Source organism: Bradyrhizobium embrapense, assembly GCF_001189235.2.
GTDB classification, from domain to species: Bacteria; Pseudomonadota; Alphaproteobacteria; order Rhizobiales; family Xanthobacteraceae; genus Bradyrhizobium; species Bradyrhizobium embrapense.
This window is the reverse complement of record NZ_LFIP02000003.1, coordinates 91,768-107,200: the sequence shown is the minus strand read 5'-3', so window position 1 is coordinate 107,200 and position 15,433 is coordinate 91,768. Positions and strand designations below refer to the sequence as shown.

At 61.8% G+C, this 15,433-nt stretch carries 15 protein-coding genes; 7 read left to right on the top strand and 8 right to left on the bottom strand.

The window, feature by feature from the left end; genetic code table 11:
* The first annotated feature begins 386 nt into the window (after positions 1-386).
* From AKN83_RS14660 to AKN83_RS38275, 4 genes are all read left to right on the top strand, one after another.
* Positions 387-1,148 carry a Csu type fimbrial protein gene (locus AKN83_RS14660; RefSeq protein WP_157113389.1) on the top strand — a complete coding sequence of 254 codons (762 nt, stop codon included), beginning with the start codon at positions 387-389 and terminating at the stop codon, positions 1,146-1,148.
* Between the two features lie 83 nt (positions 1,149-1,231).
* Positions 1,232-1,975: a fimbrial biogenesis chaperone gene (locus AKN83_RS14655; RefSeq protein ID WP_050401044.1), complete on the top strand. Its 744-nt coding sequence runs from the start codon at positions 1,232-1,234 to the stop codon at positions 1,973-1,975.
* Positions 1,976-2,117: 142 nt separating this feature from the next.
* Complete coding sequence (locus tag AKN83_RS14650; protein WP_172803553.1) at positions 2,118-4,415, top strand: fimbria/pilus outer membrane usher protein; 2,298 nt, start codon at positions 2,118-2,120, stop codon at positions 4,413-4,415.
* A gap of 88 nt (positions 4,416-4,503) precedes the next feature.
* Positions 4,504-5,496, top strand: a complete 993-nt coding sequence (locus AKN83_RS38275; protein ID WP_083992068.1) for a Csu type fimbrial protein — start codon at positions 4,504-4,506, stop codon at positions 5,494-5,496.
* Positions 5,497-5,697: 201 nt separating this feature from the next.
* On the opposite strand, the gene AKN83_RS14640 is transcribed toward AKN83_RS38275, so the two are convergent.
* From AKN83_RS14640 to AKN83_RS14630, 3 genes are read right to left on the bottom strand one after another with little or no spacing between them, the layout of a single operon-like run.
* Positions 5,698-6,825 carry an iron-containing alcohol dehydrogenase gene (locus tag AKN83_RS14640; protein WP_050401046.1) on the bottom strand — a complete coding sequence of 376 codons (1,128 nt, stop codon included), beginning with the start codon at positions 6,823-6,825 and terminating at the stop codon, positions 5,698-5,700.
* Positions 6,826-6,851: 26 nt separating this feature from the next.
* Positions 6,852-7,289, bottom strand: coding sequence for a cupin domain-containing protein (locus AKN83_RS14635; RefSeq protein WP_050401047.1), 438 nt, complete (start codon positions 7,287-7,289; stop codon positions 6,852-6,854).
* 3 nt (positions 7,290-7,292) lie between these two features.
* A complete protein-coding gene (locus tag AKN83_RS14630; protein ID WP_157113388.1) occupies positions 7,293-8,009 on the bottom strand; it encodes a helix-turn-helix domain-containing protein in 717 nt (238 codons plus the stop codon).
* 128 nt (positions 8,010-8,137) lie between these two features.
* Here AKN83_RS14630 and AKN83_RS14625 point away from each other — a divergent pair, with 128 nt between their 5' ends.
* Positions 8,138-9,343 (top strand): ABC transporter substrate-binding protein, encoded by a 1,206-nt coding sequence (locus AKN83_RS14625; RefSeq protein WP_050401049.1) that lies wholly within the window; start codon positions 8,138-8,140, stop codon positions 9,341-9,343.
* Between the two features lie 151 nt (positions 9,344-9,494).
* Here AKN83_RS14625 and AKN83_RS14620 read toward each other — a convergent pair whose 3' ends face one another.
* From AKN83_RS14620 to AKN83_RS14600, 5 genes are read right to left on the bottom strand one after another with little or no spacing between them, the layout of a single operon-like run.
* Positions 9,495-10,226 (bottom strand): hypothetical protein, encoded by a 732-nt coding sequence (locus AKN83_RS14620; RefSeq protein WP_244521989.1) that lies wholly within the window; start codon positions 10,224-10,226, stop codon positions 9,495-9,497.
* Complete coding sequence (locus AKN83_RS14615) at positions 10,202-11,311, bottom strand: ABC transporter ATP-binding protein (RefSeq protein WP_050401050.1); 1,110 nt, start codon at positions 11,309-11,311, stop codon at positions 10,202-10,204. The genes AKN83_RS14620 and AKN83_RS14615 overlap by 25 nt, the downstream gene beginning before the upstream one ends.
* Before the next feature lie 12 nt (positions 11,312-11,323).
* Positions 11,324-12,145 carry an ABC transporter permease gene (locus AKN83_RS14610; protein ID WP_050401051.1) on the bottom strand — a complete coding sequence of 274 codons (822 nt, stop codon included), beginning with the start codon at positions 12,143-12,145 and terminating at the stop codon, positions 11,324-11,326.
* Positions 12,145-12,996, bottom strand: coding sequence for an ABC transporter permease (locus AKN83_RS14605; RefSeq protein WP_050401052.1), 852 nt, complete (start codon positions 12,994-12,996; stop codon positions 12,145-12,147). The genes AKN83_RS14610 and AKN83_RS14605 overlap by 1 nt, the downstream gene beginning before the upstream one ends.
* Positions 12,997-13,020: 24 nt before the next feature.
* A complete protein-coding gene (locus AKN83_RS14600) occupies positions 13,021-14,034 on the bottom strand; it encodes an extracellular solute-binding protein (protein WP_050401053.1) in 1,014 nt (337 codons plus the stop codon).
* Between the two features lie 199 nt (positions 14,035-14,233).
* Here AKN83_RS14600 and AKN83_RS14595 point away from each other — a divergent pair, with 199 nt between their 5' ends.
* Complete coding sequence (locus AKN83_RS14595; RefSeq protein ID WP_050401054.1) at positions 14,234-14,758, top strand: thiamine pyrophosphate-binding protein; 525 nt, start codon at positions 14,234-14,236, stop codon at positions 14,756-14,758.
* A complete protein-coding gene (locus AKN83_RS14590; RefSeq protein ID WP_157113387.1) occupies positions 14,755-15,381 on the top strand; it encodes a thiamine pyrophosphate-dependent enzyme in 627 nt (208 codons plus the stop codon). The genes AKN83_RS14595 and AKN83_RS14590 overlap by 4 nt, the downstream gene beginning before the upstream one ends.
* Positions 15,382-15,433 lie beyond the last annotated feature (52 nt).

The window sequence follows — 15,433 nt, the reverse complement described above, 5'->3', positions numbered from 1 at the left end:
TTCGCAGCTCCAACCTCAGCTTTCGCTGTGGACCAGCGGCGGAGCGATCGAGCGTACGAGATCGCACAAAATCGCGCAGATGGCTGAGAGAGTGGAAGTCGAACCCACGAGCCAAGCCGTTCAGCGGTCGGGGTCGCAGGCTAAGCCAACCGCACCAGTTTCGCACCAGAAACGATCCCTCCAAGAGCGATAAACGCGGCCAAACATCACAAAAAATGCTGAAAAATCAACGGCAGCATCCCTTTTCCGGCCGCTCATAACGGTCTGGTTGCAGGTTCGAGTCCTGCCGGGCCCACCAGCGAGTTCAGAGGGTGGCGGACTGAGCCCCAAGCTCTGAATCCGCCGGCCGACTTTGCCGACCATTATAGTTTTTGATGGGGCCATAGTTGTCGATAGTTCGATCAGGCCCGGCGAAGCTTTCGCTCATTCAAAATTTACTCAATTTTGATTTTTTGTTTGACGACGATGGCCTGCGTGTCCGGGCACAATTGGCGATGAAAACGAATTCATTGGAAGATACCGAAGACGTTTGCCGGCTGACTAGGAGAGCGGCCCGCCGGGTTTTCGCTCCTTGTCGAACGATTCGCATCCGCGACGACCGCGGACCTTTGCTGAAGCGACGAATGGGACAGGCTGCGCGAACGGGAGCGTTCGCACTCTTCGTTGCCGTGGCATCCGGTTATCAAACGTCCGCCCAGGCCGGCACATCGACCGCAAATTTGACCGTTCAGATCACCATCACCGCGTCTTGCACAATCAACGCTGCGACGCTCAATTTCGGGAGCGTGTCCGGCACAACGCTCGCGACCACCTTGCAGTCGGGCAGCACAACCGTCTCGGTCACCTGCACCAATGGCAGTCCGTACTCCATCGCCATGGACAACGGAGCAAATGTGTCCGGCAGCCAGCGGCGGATGGCGAATGCCGGGAATTTTATCAACTACGATCTCTATACTGATTCAGCCCATACCAACCCTTGGACCACGGCTACCAGCAGCACCGCCTGCACGACCACGAACGGCTGCTTTCTCGGCACCGGTAACGGATCGGCGCAGACGATCAACATTTACGGCACCGTTCCCGCTACCGGCACCGCACCGAGCACCGGCACCTATACGGACACGGTGGTCATGACCATCACCTATTGAAGAAGGGCCGCAGCAGCGGCCCGTTATTCCGTTGCATCTGCGTATCGACGAAAAGCCTTTTAAGCGCACGATTTCGAAATCGATTGGGCATCGCGATGCATCAAAATCCGACGCTGCTGGCCGCGTTTGCCGCAAGCTTGGCATGCATGGAGGTTGCCCATGCCGCCGCGCTTCGCGTTGAGCCGGTTCTCCTGGAACTGAATGCGCCGGCGGCGGCGGCTTCCTTGACGCTGCGCAATGACGAAGATGCCGACGTCGAGGTCCAGACCCGCGTGCTTCGCTGGTCGCAGTCCGACGGCAAGGAGAGTCTTGAACCGACAACCGATGTGGTAGCATCACCTCCGGCCGTCAGGATGACACCTCATTCAGACTACGTCGTGCGGGTTGTGCGGGTGTCGAAACAGCCGGTCAATGGCGAAGAAAGCTATCGTGTCATCGTCGACCAATTGCCGCGAGCAGGAGGCAGCCAAGGTCGCAGCGTCAATCTATTGGTACGACAGTCGATCCCGGCGTTTTTTCGTGGTCGCGAGATCAGCCGGCCACAAATTACCTGGGCGCTCCGTACTGAAGCCGGCCAACTGACCGTCGTGACCAGCAATGCCGGCGACGAGCGGCTACGCATCGCAAACTTGCGGCTTAAGGACTCTTCGGGAGCTACCTTGTCCTTTGGCAACGGTCTCCTCGGCTACGTCCTCGGACATTCCTCCATGAGTTGGGCCACGCCGAAATATCCTCGCGGCTTCGGATCTGGCGGATCCATCTCTGTCACGGCGGAAACGGACAAGGGCCAGACTCATGCGGTTATTGAGTCGCCTACTCGGCGGTAGAAGAGGCTCCACGCTTGCGTCCGTCTTAGCACTCCTCGGCATGGTCCTCTGTGCCGGGCGTTCGCACGCGGGAGAAAACCAGACAAATCTGCAACTCGATGTCGTGATCAACTCCATGCCAGCCCGAACAATCGGATCATTCGTGCGGTTCGACGACGGCCGTATCGGCGGAACGGTAGAGGAACTTGAAAGCCTCGGCCTGCAACCGGGCCCATCGCATCGACTGGGCGAAATCATCGCACTGGATGATATCCCGACCCTAAAGTATCGATATGAGGAGAGAACACAGCGGATATTCATTGCCGTCGACGAAGCCGGACGCAAGCCGCAGCTCTTTGACGCAGGCGGCTCCGGCGGGAACCTGCCAAGGGCGCGGGCCGATCCCGGTGCGGTGCTGAATTATGACCTGTTGAGTTCAACCAGTAACGCAGCTACCCCGCGATTGATCGGGGTCGGTAACACATCGCTTTTGCTCGATGCTCGGGCGTTTTCGCCATACGGCACCGCCGAACAGTCGGCGATCGTCCGCACTGGTCCGCAGCAGCCTGCGCAGGCGACACGGCTGAATTCGTCTTTCCAGTATTCCGACCAGGACCGGATGATCGGCTACGTTGCTGGGGATACGATCAACGGTGGACCGGCCTGGTCGCGGCCGATCAGGATCGGTGGCCTTCAGGCTCAGCGCGATTTTGCCCTGCGGCCCGATCTCATTACCGCGCCGCTCGCGACCATCGGCGGAAGCGCGGCAGTGCCGTCAACCGTCGATGTCTATGTCAACAACATCAAGACATTTTCTCAGGACGTCGCGTCCGGCCCTTTCAGCGTGAACAACGTACCGCTGATTTCCGGCGCCGGTACGACGCAACTCGTGGTGCGGGATTCCGCAGGTCACGAAATCCAGACGTCAGCGCCGTTTTATGCGACCTCGAGCCTGCTTGCGCCCGGGCTGAGCAGCTGGTCGGTGGAGGGCGGATTGCCGCGGCTGTCCTACGGCTCGAGCAGTGACGTCTACATCGGCTCGCCGGTCGGCTCTGCGACCCTGCGACGAGGTATCTACGATGGCTTGACGGCAGAGGCGCACGTCGAAGGCGGAGCTGGCGTGATCAATGGTGGCATCGGCGGTATCTTCAGGACCGGGACGATCGGTGTCGCCGCCGTGGCCTTGGCCGGCAGCGGAAGCGGCACGAACCGCGGTCTGCAGAGCTACGCTTCCTATGAGACGCGGCTCTTCGGCGTGAGCATTTCGGCGAGTTCGCAGCACACCTTCGGCACCTATGACGACCTTGCCTCGGTGACCGCAAGATTGCAAAACATCGTGGCGTTGAACGGGGGCCTGCAAAATCTGAACGGTCTGTTCAACTACCTGCCCGGCAGTATTGCCTCGTTGTCGAACTCGTTTGCCTATGTGACCGGCATCTATGGCAGCGCCCGTGCGCCGGTCGCACTCGATCGCATCACTTTCAGCGCTCCGATGCCGTTCGACCCCCGGGCCAGCCTGAGTGCAAGCTTTGTCGGTCTGCGCGATGACTCAGGCCATCGTTCCAATATCGTGACGGCCTCTTACTCGCGTACGTTGCCCTACAATGCGTCGATATTCTCCACCGTCTTCCACGATTTTCGTGCCAAAAGAAATACCGGCGTGTTCGCCGGTTTGAGCATCCCTTTTGGCGACTCAGCTTCTGTTACGACCGGGGTTTCGAGTGGACGGGGCGGTACAACCGGCACCGTCGATGCCGTCAAGTCGCTTGGGCCGGAGCCCGGCAGCTACGGCTGGCGCATCCACGATTCCGAAGGCTCATCGAGGTACCGGGAGGCAACGGCTTCCTACAGGTCGAGCTACGGCACCATCCAGGCAGGCGCAAGCCAGGCCGGATCCGGCAGCGTGGGATCACTGGAACTGCGTGGGTCGATCACGACCATGGGGGGTGGCGTTTTCCTTTCGAACTGGATCGATGACAGTTTCGCGGTGGTCGCGACTGGCGTGCCGGATGTCGAGGTCCTCAGCGAGAACCGCCGGGCGGGTGTCACCGATTCCAGCGGCATGCTGCTGATCCCGACGCTCCGGTCCTACCAGAAGAACAAGATTGCGATCGACCCGACGAACCTTCCGGTCGACGACGAAGCAGCGACGACACATGACATCGTCGCTCCGGCCGATCGCGCCGGGATGCTCGTCAGATTCGACGTCCGCAAGGAGACCACGGCTGCGCTGGTTACCTTTGTCGGGCCTGACAATCGCGTTCTGCCGGCCGGGGCCGTCGGCCAGATGACTGGCGGAGGCGGGTTTGTCGTAGGCTACGACGGACAGGCCTATATCAAGGGGCTATCGTCAATGAACGAAGCCGAAATCGAGTTAGCTGGCATGCGCTGCCACGCAACGTTTGCGTTTGTTCCGAGGCCCGGCGAACAGGTCCGGATTCCTGGCGTCGCGTGCCGATGATGCAGTCATTCATGCGTAAACAGCGTCTTCGGACGTCAATCTCCCTCGATCATTCGTTCCGACCAACGCGCATTGTGAGATCGAAATCGTGGTCATCGGCTCAAAGCGAACTTTGCTCTTCGCCTTGCTCCTGCAATTTGCGGCATCGTTTTCGGCCCACGCCCAAAGCTGCTCCGTTACCTCGGCGTCCGGCAACTACGGATCTGTCGACATTCTGGCGGGCGGCGCCGTCGATACGACTTCGACATTTACCGTAACATGCAGCGGCTGCGCGCTCGGCTGCACGGTCAATGCGTGTGTGCAATTCAACCAGGGGGCGCCCAACAGCAGCAGCTCGGTTCGATCGCTGGGAAGTGGAGCGAATACGGCAATGCACGAGCTCTATTCGGATTCCGGGCGCACGCAGGTCTGGGGATCCTGGGGATACGGAACCACCGCGTATGGCTCCGGTGGCGTCAGCATCAATCTCAGCCTTCCTCTTTTGGGCGGGCCCGCGCAACAAAGCCTGACCGTTTATGGACGCTTCCTCGCCAATCAACAGGCAACGATACCTGGGACCTACGTCTGGAGTACGAACTCTCCGGTCGTCGCCTACGCGGCCTACCTTCTTACAAGCCCGAATTGTTCGTCGAACCCGGGAACGACGACAAATGCAGGCTCCTCACCATGGACGGCGACAATCGCCGGAAATTGCATTGTTTCGACCACGCCGCTCAACTTCGGTAACGCTTCGCTGTTGACGTCGAATATTGACGGCGTTGGGACGATTTCGGTGAAGTGCACCAATACGACCCCCTACTCGATCGGCCTCGACAACGGACTACACGCAAGCGGCAGCCAGCGGCGCATGCAGGCAAACTCCAGCTTCATCAACTATAATCTTTATACAGATGCGGCGCGGACCGGTGCCTGGACGAGTACGACATCCGCCACGACCTGCACTTCCGGCGCCAGTACCTGCGTGCTTGGCACAGGAACAGCGTTGAACCAGAACGTTTCAGTCTATGGGCGCGTTCCACCGCAAATCTCGCCCCCTCCAGGAGCCTACGCCGACACCATCGTCGTCACCGTGACCTTCTAGCCCGACCTTCCCGGATTATCGGCTTGAAGATCCGAAGGTTAAAATCGACACATCGCCGATCGCAGCAGATGTCCAACTCTTTCAATTTCGAACGCCGATGACCGCAACAGTTTCGCACCAGAACCTTGGCTCTGGGACCCACGTGCGCTGCGGCGATGGAGCCGTTCGGCATCGCCGGCCAGAATCATCGCTGCGCTCTATTCACTCCCAGGCCGCCTGGAAAATGGCGCGATAGCCGTCGGCATCCACCGGACGCGGATTGGTGGCGGTGGAATGATCCTTCGCCGCCTTCTCCGCCATGTCGTCCAACACCGAGGCCGGCACACCCATGGCACGCAGGCCGCGCGGCAGATTGAGCTCGGCATTGAGCGCATCGAAGAACGCGGCGATGTCGGCATCATCAGCCAGACCGAGCGCCAGCCGCAGCCGCGGCAGCCTGGCCGCGATCGCCGGACCATTGTAGCGCATCACGGCAGGCATCAGCACCGCATTGAGTGTGCCGTGATGCAGGCTCGGCGACGCGAGGTTGCCAAGCGCGTGCGACAACCCGTGCACCGCGCCAAGGCCCTTCTGGAAGCACAGGCCGCCCTGCAGCGCGCCCATCATCACTTCGGCGCGGGCGTCGCGGTCATCGCCCGCCGTCACGGCCTGTTTGAGATGGCCGACGATGCGCGCGGCGCCATCGAGCGCAATCGCATCCGCTGGTGGATTGAAGCGCGGCGACAGAAAAGTCTCGACGCAATGCGACAGTGCGTCCATGCCGGTTGCGGCCGTCATTGCCGGCGGCAGGCCGAGCGTCAGCAGCGGATCGCAGATGGCACGCGCCGGGATCAGATGCGGACTGATCAGGCCGACCTTGCGGCCGTCCCCGAGCGTGATGAGGGCCGCGCGACCGACCTCACTTCCGGTGCCGGCAGTGGTCGGAATCGCGATCACCGGCGCGACGGCGGCGGTGATCCGCGCGACGCCGCCGTCGATCGCGGCATATTGCGCCAGCGGACCGGCATGGGTGGCGAGCAGCGCCACCGCCTTGGCGAGATCGATCGGCGAGCCACCACCGAGCGCGACGAGGCCGTCGCATCCGGCCTCGCGATAGCGTGCGAGCGCCTGCAGCGTCGCGCGCTCGGTCGGGTTCGGCGGCGTCGCGTCGAACACGACAGGCGCAGTGCCGAGCGGGGCGTTCACGCGCTCCGCCAGGCCGGCCGCGACGATGCCGCGGTCGGTGATGAGCATCGGCCGACGGATACCGAGCGCTGCGATCTCGTCGCCGAGCGCATCCGCCTCGCCGAAGCCGAAGCGAATGGTGGTCAGATAGGTGATCAGCGCCATGGCCAGTCGTCCGTTGCGTCGATCGATCAGAGATCGGTGCGTTCTTCGGAGATGTCGCGGCGCTGCTCCATGTTGAAGCGCCCCGCATAGATCGGCCGCCCGCCGGTGGTCGGACCGGGATACTGCACGATCAGGATATCACCGCCGGTCGCGGTCTCGAACTTGCCTTCGAAATGCGGGTCCGGATGAAAGATCATCGTGCCCTGCGTGTAGACATTGTCGTCGATCCGGAATTCGCCGCTCAGGATGTACCAGACCTGCGCGAATTCGTGATTGTGGATCGGATGATGCGCGCCCGGCTCCAGCCGCAGGATGCCCGCGTTCGGCTCGGTCGGCCGCTCCGGCCGCGGGTGGAACAGCATCTTGCCGGTCTCGCCGGGCCAGCGGATGGTCTCCCACTCCACATCGTCGATGTGCTTCGCCTCATACGGCAGGTGCCTGCCGGTCGCGGTTGCGGTCTGCATGGATCAGTCTCCTTGGGGCTTGCTCTTGGGTGATCGAGGTGGGGCGGCGGCGCTCGGCACGCGCCACCAGTCGAAATGCTCGACCTTCTGCGGCGACTTCGCGACCACCATCAGGATGCGGGCTTCGTCCTCACTGATGTTGTCGGCGCGGTGCGGCAGCTCGGAGTTGAGAAAAATGCCTTCACCGGGCGAAAGATCGAACACCTCGGCGCCGACGTGAAAGCGGATGCGACCGCTGATCACGTAGCAGTATTCCTGCCCCGGATGAGACACCATCAGGTCCATCCGGTTCTTGCGCGGGAACGAGAGGTGAAATACCTCGAGGTCATCGTTCGGCATGCCGCCCGCGAACAATCGCCAGCGGTAACCGGTGCTCGGGATGCTCTGGTCTTCGCCATCGTCACCATGGCGATGCAGCGTGACGTGGCTGCGCGACTGGTCCTGCGGCGCGGCGAACAACTCGCTGACGCCGATGTCGAGCGCCTGCGCGATCTGGATCAGATTGGCAACGGAGCTCGACACCTGCCCACGCTCGAGGCGCGACACGAAGGCATCGGACAGCCCGGTGCTGTCGGCCAGATCCTTCAGCTTCATGCCACGCTCCTCCCGCAGCGAGCGAATGCGTGCTCCAAGCCTCGCCAGCGTCTCGTCCTGCGTTTTCATTGCTCCGACCCTCTCTCTAATTTGCTTCTCTGTCAATAAAAATTGCTCTATAAGCAATTTACATTGTGGCCCGCGCCGAAACTGCTAGAGATGCCTACGGCTCTCCGCGTCGAGCACAAGCAAATTTGCGTACCACGCAACAAAGCCGAACGGCAAACAAGACGCCCCCGGAGGAACCCCCGACCATGACAACCACTCTCAGGACCCTATGCGCGGCCATGACCGCGACGCTGCTGCACATTCCCGTCGCGCACGCCGCGATGTCCGACCATGTGATCCGCATCGGCGTCCTCAATGACCGCTCCGGCGCCTATGCCGATCTCGGCGGCGAAGGCTCGGTCGTCGCGGCCAAGATGGCGGCAGAGGAATTCGCCAACAGCATCGGCGGCGTGCCGGTCGAGATCGTCTCGGCCGATCACCAGAACAAGCCGGACATCGGGCTTGGCATCGTGCGGCGCTGGTTCGACACGGAGAAAGTCGATGCCGTCGCCGACATTTCAAATTCCGGCGTCGGTTTCGCGGTGACCGCTCTCGCCAAGGAACGCAACAAGATCGTGCTGAACGCGTCTGCCTCCTCGGACTTCACCGGCAAGGCCTGTACGCGGACCTCATTCCAGTGGGTCTACACGAGCTATACCAACGGCTACGGTCTCGCGCGGGCGCTCACAGCGCAGAGGCTCGACAGCTGGTTTCTGATCGCAGTGGACTATTCGTTCGGCCACGCCTTCGCCGCCGACATGCGCCGCGCAGTCGAGAACGGGGGCGGCAAGGTAGTCGGCGAGGTACGCCACCCGCTCAACACCGCAGACTTCGGTTCGGTGCTGCTGCAGGCGCAGGCGTCCGGCGCCAAGGTGATTGCGCTGGCCAACGCCGGCGCCGACATGACCAATTCGGTGAAGCAGGCCGCCGAATTCGGCATCACCCGCGGGCAGGCATTGGCGGCACCGACCATATTCCTCACCGACGTCGACGCGATGGGCCTCGCAGCCGCGCAGAACCTGCAGTTCGTGACCGCATACTACTGGGATCGCGATGCCGAGTCGCGGGCGTGGGCCAACAAGTTCTTTGAGAAGGTTGGGCGGATGCCGACCATGACCCAAGCCGGAGTTTATTCGGCCGTGCGTCACTACCTGCGCGCGGTTCAGGCCGCAAATTCCGACGATGGCCTTGCCGTCGCAGCCAAGATACGCGAATTGCCCGTTGCCGACGCGTTCGCGCGCGGCACGGTGCGCCCAGACGGCCAGTTCGTGCACGACATGTACCTGGCGCGCGTCAAGACACCGGCAGCCTCGAACCGACGATGGGACTACTACGACATCGTCGCGACGATACCCGCGGAACAGGCGTTCCGCCCGCTCGGCGAGGGCGGCTGCGAGCTGGTCTCGCAGTAACGGCGCAGGCGGACGGTGACCTACACCACCGTCCGCCATCGCCGTAACGGCTTGTATGCAGGTTATCGAGCGGCGTCTCGTGGCCTCTGGCGTGCTTTCGTCACCAAGGCCTGAAATCGATGGACGGTTCTGCAGCGTTCAACTGCCGCAGTCAGTTGCGTGGCTCCCGCCGAAGGAATTGAGCAATCGGTGTCAAGGCGTCGATTGACGGCAAACCAGCCCACGCCTCGCTGCATGACGACCAGGGATAGGGAACCAGCGAGAGCCATTGCAGGACGGGCGCTTGATAGCTGGCCGGCAGCACGCACATCAACTCAATCTTGATGAATAGCCGCTTGACGCGACCGTCTCCGGCGGCATCGAAATCCCAAGTGTACTCACCGCACCCGACGCGCACGCCGCCGTCCGACCTGTTCGACATTCCCACCAGCCAGTCGCACTGAAACCGCGGAGTGCGATCGACGGCAGGACGTGAAAGGCAGAAGGTGCGCACATTGTCGTACTGCAATCCGAAGCTTCTTACGAGAACATCGGTGACGTTCTCCAAGCCGTGAGCGGAGCTTGGAAAGGAGATTGCGTCGGTCAGGAGCTGCATCTGAAGCTCGCAATCCGGCACGAACGCACGCTTCATCAGCAGGGGCAGGTTTCGATCCTTTGCCGCGATGTACGTGCTGATCGCCCCCGCTGCTGTGGTTGATCGAGGCTCACTCAAGCATTCTCTCCGGAGTTGCGCGACCACATGCCCGGTGACAACGGCGCTAACGACATCGCAGGAAACAACAAGATGGGCGCCGCCCAGCCAAGACTCACAATATCCCGCAAGCTTGATTCCTTCACCTTCTGCGAAGACGATTACGATCAGGCTGCCGGAAAGACGGAACATCGATCTGCTTGGATAGCTACGCCGACAGGCGCCCCCATTGGCCAGCGCAGAACGGCCTGCTCCCCCGGAGATCGCACCAGCAACCGGTCCCCAACGCTTCCAGAGCACTCGATCTGAAGATCGACGTGGCCACCCTGGTAGATCTGGGCAACAACGCTCCCCTTGATGACGCACGGCTCCCCGGGCGCCACAATCCTGAACTGCTCGGGGCGGACGAACAAGTCGACCGCCGCGGACTTCTCGAGCCCGGACAGGCGCTCGCCCGGCACCTGCACCAGGGCATCGCCAAGTGCGACGATCGCTTGCTCGGCCTGTATGCTCACAAGCTGGCCGCGCAGCCTGTTGTTGTCGCCGACAAAGCTGGCGACGAACGGGTCCGCCGGGCTGCGATAGACGTCGACAGGGCTTCCGAGTTGCCTGATACGGCCCTCGGACATCACCGCCATGCGGTCGGACATGCTCAGGGCCTCGCCCTGATCGTGCGTCACGAAGATCGTGGTCAGGCCCAGCTTGCGCTGAATCTCCCGCAACTCCACCTGCATCGAGCTCCGCAGACTCTTGTCCAGCGCCGAGAACGGCTCGTCGAGCAGCAGCACGGTCGGATTGATGACGAGCGCGCGCGCGAGCGCAACGCGCTGCTGCTGGCCACCGGACAATTGCCTGGGCTTGCGGTTCTCCATGCCCATCAGCTTAACCAGCGCCAGCGCATCGGCGACGCGCTTGTCGCGCTCAGCCCTGGGGACGCGCCGCGTCTTCAGGCCGTAAGCGACGTTCTCCGCCACACTCATGTGCGGAAACAGCGCGTAGTTCTGAAACATCATGCCGATGCCGCGCTGGTAGGTCGGAATGTCGTTCACGCGCTTGCCTTCGATCGAAATCGAACCGCCGTCCGGCCCCAGAAAGCCAGCGGCCAGCTTGAGCAGCGTGGTCTTGCCGCATCCCGATGGACCAAGCAGCGTCACGAACTCGCTGCGGCCGATGCCGAGCGTCACGTCGTTCAAGGCCACCACATCGTCAAATCGCTTGCTCACGACGTCGAAATGGACCGCCGCTTGTTCCCCTTCAAGATTCGCAGACGGCTTCAAGATCCGTGCTCCCTAGTGAGACTGCTCGATATTGAGGACCTTGCCGAGCCCGAGGAACGCATTGGCAAAGGCGATCAGGGCGGCGGTCCCGACGATGTACATGACCGACAATGCCGCCATCGATGGATCGGCGAACTCGCGCACGTAATTGTACATCGCGACGGGAAGCGTCTGGGTGCGTTGCGAGGTCACGAACAGCGAAGCCGTGAACTCGTTGAACGACAGGATCGCCGCGAACAGCCAGCCGCTGACGAGCCCGGGCAGCAGCAGCGGCAGGGTGACGGTGGCCAGGACACGAAGCGGTCCGGCGCCGAGGCTTGATGCCGCGTGTTCGTAGCTCTGATCGAGATTTCTCAGCGACACGTACACACTGCGCAACACAAACGGCAGCACCAGGATGACGTGGCAGATCACGACGATGGCAAAGCCGCGGCTCAGGCCGACTTGCGCCGCAAGGATGAGAAAGCCGAGCCCGACCGTGAAATGCGGAATCACCAGGGGCGAGATGAGGATTCCCTCGATGGCGGACTTGAGCGGAAACTCGTAGCGATCGATGACAAATGCGAACATGCCGCCGACGCACAGCGCGATCGTCGAGCTCCAGGTCGTGACGATCAGGCCGTTGAAGAACCCTTGCCGGAAATCCTCGTAGGCGAGGGCCCGACCGAACCAACGCCACGACCAGGTCTGCGGCGGAAACGACAGGATGGGTTTGTCGTTGAACGCGGCGATCGTCACGACCGCTGCCGGCAAGATGAGAAACGCGACGATGACGAACACCGTCAGCAATCCGATCCAGCCGAGCACTTTCTGATAGGTCGAGCGCGGGGTCATCAGTGCACCTCGATCTTCCGAAGCGGGCGGGAGGCAAGCCGAAGAAGTCCAAGCACCAGAGCCGTCAAAGCCAGCCCGGCCACGCACAACGTCGCGGCGAAGGGGAAATTGAAGCTCGAGAACCCAAGTTGGTAGACCAGATTTGAGATCATATTGACGCGGCCGCCGCCGATCAACTGCGGCGTGGCGAATGCCGAGAATGTCCAGGCGAATGCCGTCGTGGTGCCGGCGACCACGCCCGGCAGCGACAGCGGCAATGTCACCGTCAGGAACACGCGAATGGGCCCGGCTCCCAGACTTTCGGCCGCTCGGGGATAGTCGCGGTCTATATGGGATAGTCCGGCGGCCAGCATGATGACCATGACCGGTAGCGTGACGTGCACGAGAGCGACCACAACGCCGAATGACGTGAACATCAGCTGCAGCGGCTTGCCGATGAGGCCGAGCGACATCAGCAACGAATTGATGAAGCCGTTGTTGCCAAGGACGATGATCCACGCATAGGTGCGAACGACCTCGCCCAGAAACAGCGGCGTCACGACAATCACGAGGAGAATGGATCGTAGGATCGGCTGTTCGACGCGCACCAGCGCATAGGCCAGCGGATATCCGACGATCAACGTCACGACCGCGGTCATCGCGCACACGACGACGGTATCGAGAAACACGCGCGCATAGAGTGGTTTCAGGAGGTCAGCGAAATTCGCCAGCGTCAATCCGCCGGGATCGAGCGATCCCGGCACGTAGGCCCTGAGGCTGTACTGCAGGACCGCAGCCATCGCCGCGAGGAATCCGACGGCACACAGCGTCGCCGGCGCTGTGAAGATGCGCACGAATGGCTGCTGATTCATGAGCGGGGCCGATCTGGCAACGGATCAGTTCATGATGTTTTCGGCGAACCATTTGCGCCATTCCGCCGTCTTGCCGGCGCGCAGCTTGGCGTCGATGTTGATCTGCTGCTTCCATTGCTCCGCCGACGTGAAGACGCCAGGAAGCTTGGCGATGTCCGGGTCGATCTTCGCGTTGAGGACTGCCGGGCTCCCCTTTTTCTGCTTCGAAATCTCGGCCTGGATGTCGGGGTCATAGAGCGTGTTGATGAACTTGTACGCGAGGTCCGCCTTCTTCGACCCCTTCATGATCGCGACGGTGTCGATACCCAGCACCGCGCCTTCCTTCGGCATCGCGAGTGCAATCGGAATGCCCTGCCCGATCATGTAGTAGGCGTTCATCGAGAGCACGATCTGCACCGGCGTCTCGCCGCTCGCGAGCAGTTGCTGGCTGTTGGCGTCGTTGGTGTAGAACGCCTTGAAGTTTGGCTTCAGCGCCTTGAGCTTCTCCTCGCCCTTTTCCCAATGGGCCGGGTCGGCGCCGGCAAGAATGGCGGAGACTGCAATGATGTGGCCGGGATCGAAATCCGGAGCGGCGAGCTTGTCCTTCAGCTCCGGCTTCCAGAGATCGCTCCAGCTCTCGAACTTGGTATCCTTGATCAGATCGGGGCGGTAGCCGATCGTGTAGACATAAGCCCAGGCGCCGAGGTGATAGGGACTGATCCGCGCCTCGTCCGCGAGATTCTTCGCATTGGGGATCTTCGAGGTATCGATCGCCTCGAACAACCCGTCATTGGCATAGAGCCACCCGACATGCGAGGTCGTGAACGTCACGTCGCTTTCGGGATTTCCCTTGGCGAGCTTTTCCTTGTTCAGCCGATCGATCGTGCCGCCAGTGATGAATTCGACCGGCACGCCGGTTTCGGCGGTGAATTTCCTGGCAACCGTCTCGGCCACCAGATCACGCCAACTGCCGCCCCAGATACTGACAACGAGCTTGTCTTGTGCGTGAGCCGGCAACGCAATCAGAACAGCGATCAACACAGACCAAAGGCGAAGCATAGGTGCAGTCTCCCTCCAGCGAAGGAATGCAGCGCCCGGCTGCAGCTGCAATCCTCGGTCATGAAATTAAACTTATCATCTGCTTAATAGTACCTTTTATCAGGCGGCCCATCGACCTGCAATAGGTTTGTCTTATCGACAATAGTACCTTTTGCGATTAGCCTGCGCTCGACGTTGGTTGAAATCGCGGAGGCAGTCGATGACGACATCGACGGAAGCTTTAGAGGCCCATCGGCCGTCGGCCGTTCTGAATGCGCTCAAGCGTCTTGGATTCGGCACCGTCGTCTCCGTCCCCGACAGCTGGCTGGGCGAAATTCTCACTCGCATCGACCGGGAGCCGGGCATGACGCTGGTGCGCGCAACCCATGAGGAGGAGGCGCTCGCGATCGCTTGCGGAAGCCGGCTCGGCGGCGTCCGCACCGCCCTGCTGGTGCAGAATGCCGGCGTGCTCAGCATGGGCGCGGGCATGGTGTCGCTCGCGCAGCGTTACCAATTCCCGCTTCTGATGCTGGTGTCCTACCGGGGCACGCCCGACGATCCGGTGTTCTACCACATACCGAAGGGCCGAGCGACGGAGCCGGTCTTCCGTGGCATCGGCCTCGCCCATGCCTGCACCGATCGATACCGTCCGATCGGTCCGCAGATCGAACATGCCGCAACCTATGCGGAGGAAGCTTCGTGTCCGTTTGCCCAGCTGATGGGTCGGGAGGATATCCAGTGGTGACCAATGCACGACCGACCCGCACCGATTACTACAGGGTGCTTCCCGGCAGTCTGCCGTCCCGCGCGCTCGTCGTGACGTCGCTCGGCAATGCCTCGTATTTGTGGGCATCGCTGCATCACGCGCCGGAGAACTTCTACTTCGAAGACGCCATGGGACTAACCCTCCCGCTGGCGCTGGGCCTGGCGATTGCTCAACCGGACCGCCCGGTCATTGCGGTTGAGGGCGATGGCGCCCTGCTCATGCATATGGGCGCGCTCGTTACGATTGGCGCGATGAACCCATCCAATCTCACCATCCTCCTGATCCAGAACGGCGTTCACGCAGCTTCGGGCGGCCAGGCCCTGACCAACGCAGCGCTCGATCTGGCACAACTGGCGCGCGCCTCGGGAATCCAGCACGCCGAGAATCTGAATGCGCCGGGCGCACTCGCTGCCCGCATCGCCGCGGCCGAGAAGCGCGATGGCGTCGGAGTCCTGATTCTGGCGACAGAGCCCGACATCGAAGTCGTACGGCCCCCGATCTCGCTCGATCCGGTCGCAACAAAACATCGCTTCATGGCTGCGATTGAGGCGCCACGGTACATCCCGACGCTGTTCGACGGCGGGATGCTCGAGCGGCCCTAGCCGACCGGATTTTGCATTTGTGCAAATCATAGCGGTCCGCTTCGTTATCGAA

What these genes read in the sequence shown, in the direction of transcription:
- AKN83_RS14640 (WP_050401046.1), bottom strand. Translation starts at nt 6,825, where the DNA reads ATGGCGCTGATCACCTATCTGACCACCATTCGCTTCGGCTTCGGCGAG.
- AKN83_RS14635 (WP_050401047.1), bottom strand. Translation starts at nt 7,289, where the DNA reads ATGCAGACCGCAACCGCGACCGGCAGGCACCTGCCGTATGAGGCGAAG.
- AKN83_RS14625 (WP_050401049.1), top strand. Translation starts at nt 8,138, where the DNA reads ATGACAACCACTCTCAGGACCCTATGCGCGGCCATGACCGCGACGCTG.
- AKN83_RS14620 (WP_244521989.1), bottom strand. Translation starts at nt 10,226, where the DNA reads ATGTTCCGTCTTTCCGGCAGCCTGATCGTAATCGTCTTCGCAGAAGGT.
- AKN83_RS14610 (WP_050401051.1), bottom strand. Translation starts at nt 12,145, where the DNA reads ATGACCCCGCGCTCGACCTATCAGAAAGTGCTCGGCTGGATCGGATTG.
- AKN83_RS14605 (WP_050401052.1), bottom strand. Translation starts at nt 12,996, where the DNA reads ATGAATCAGCAGCCATTCGTGCGCATCTTCACAGCGCCGGCGACGCTG.
- AKN83_RS14600 (WP_050401053.1), bottom strand. Translation starts at nt 14,034, where the DNA reads ATGCTTCGCCTTTGGTCTGTGTTGATCGCTGTTCTGATTGCGTTGCCG.
- AKN83_RS14595 (WP_050401054.1), top strand. Translation starts at nt 14,234, where the DNA reads ATGACGACATCGACGGAAGCTTTAGAGGCCCATCGGCCGTCGGCCGTT.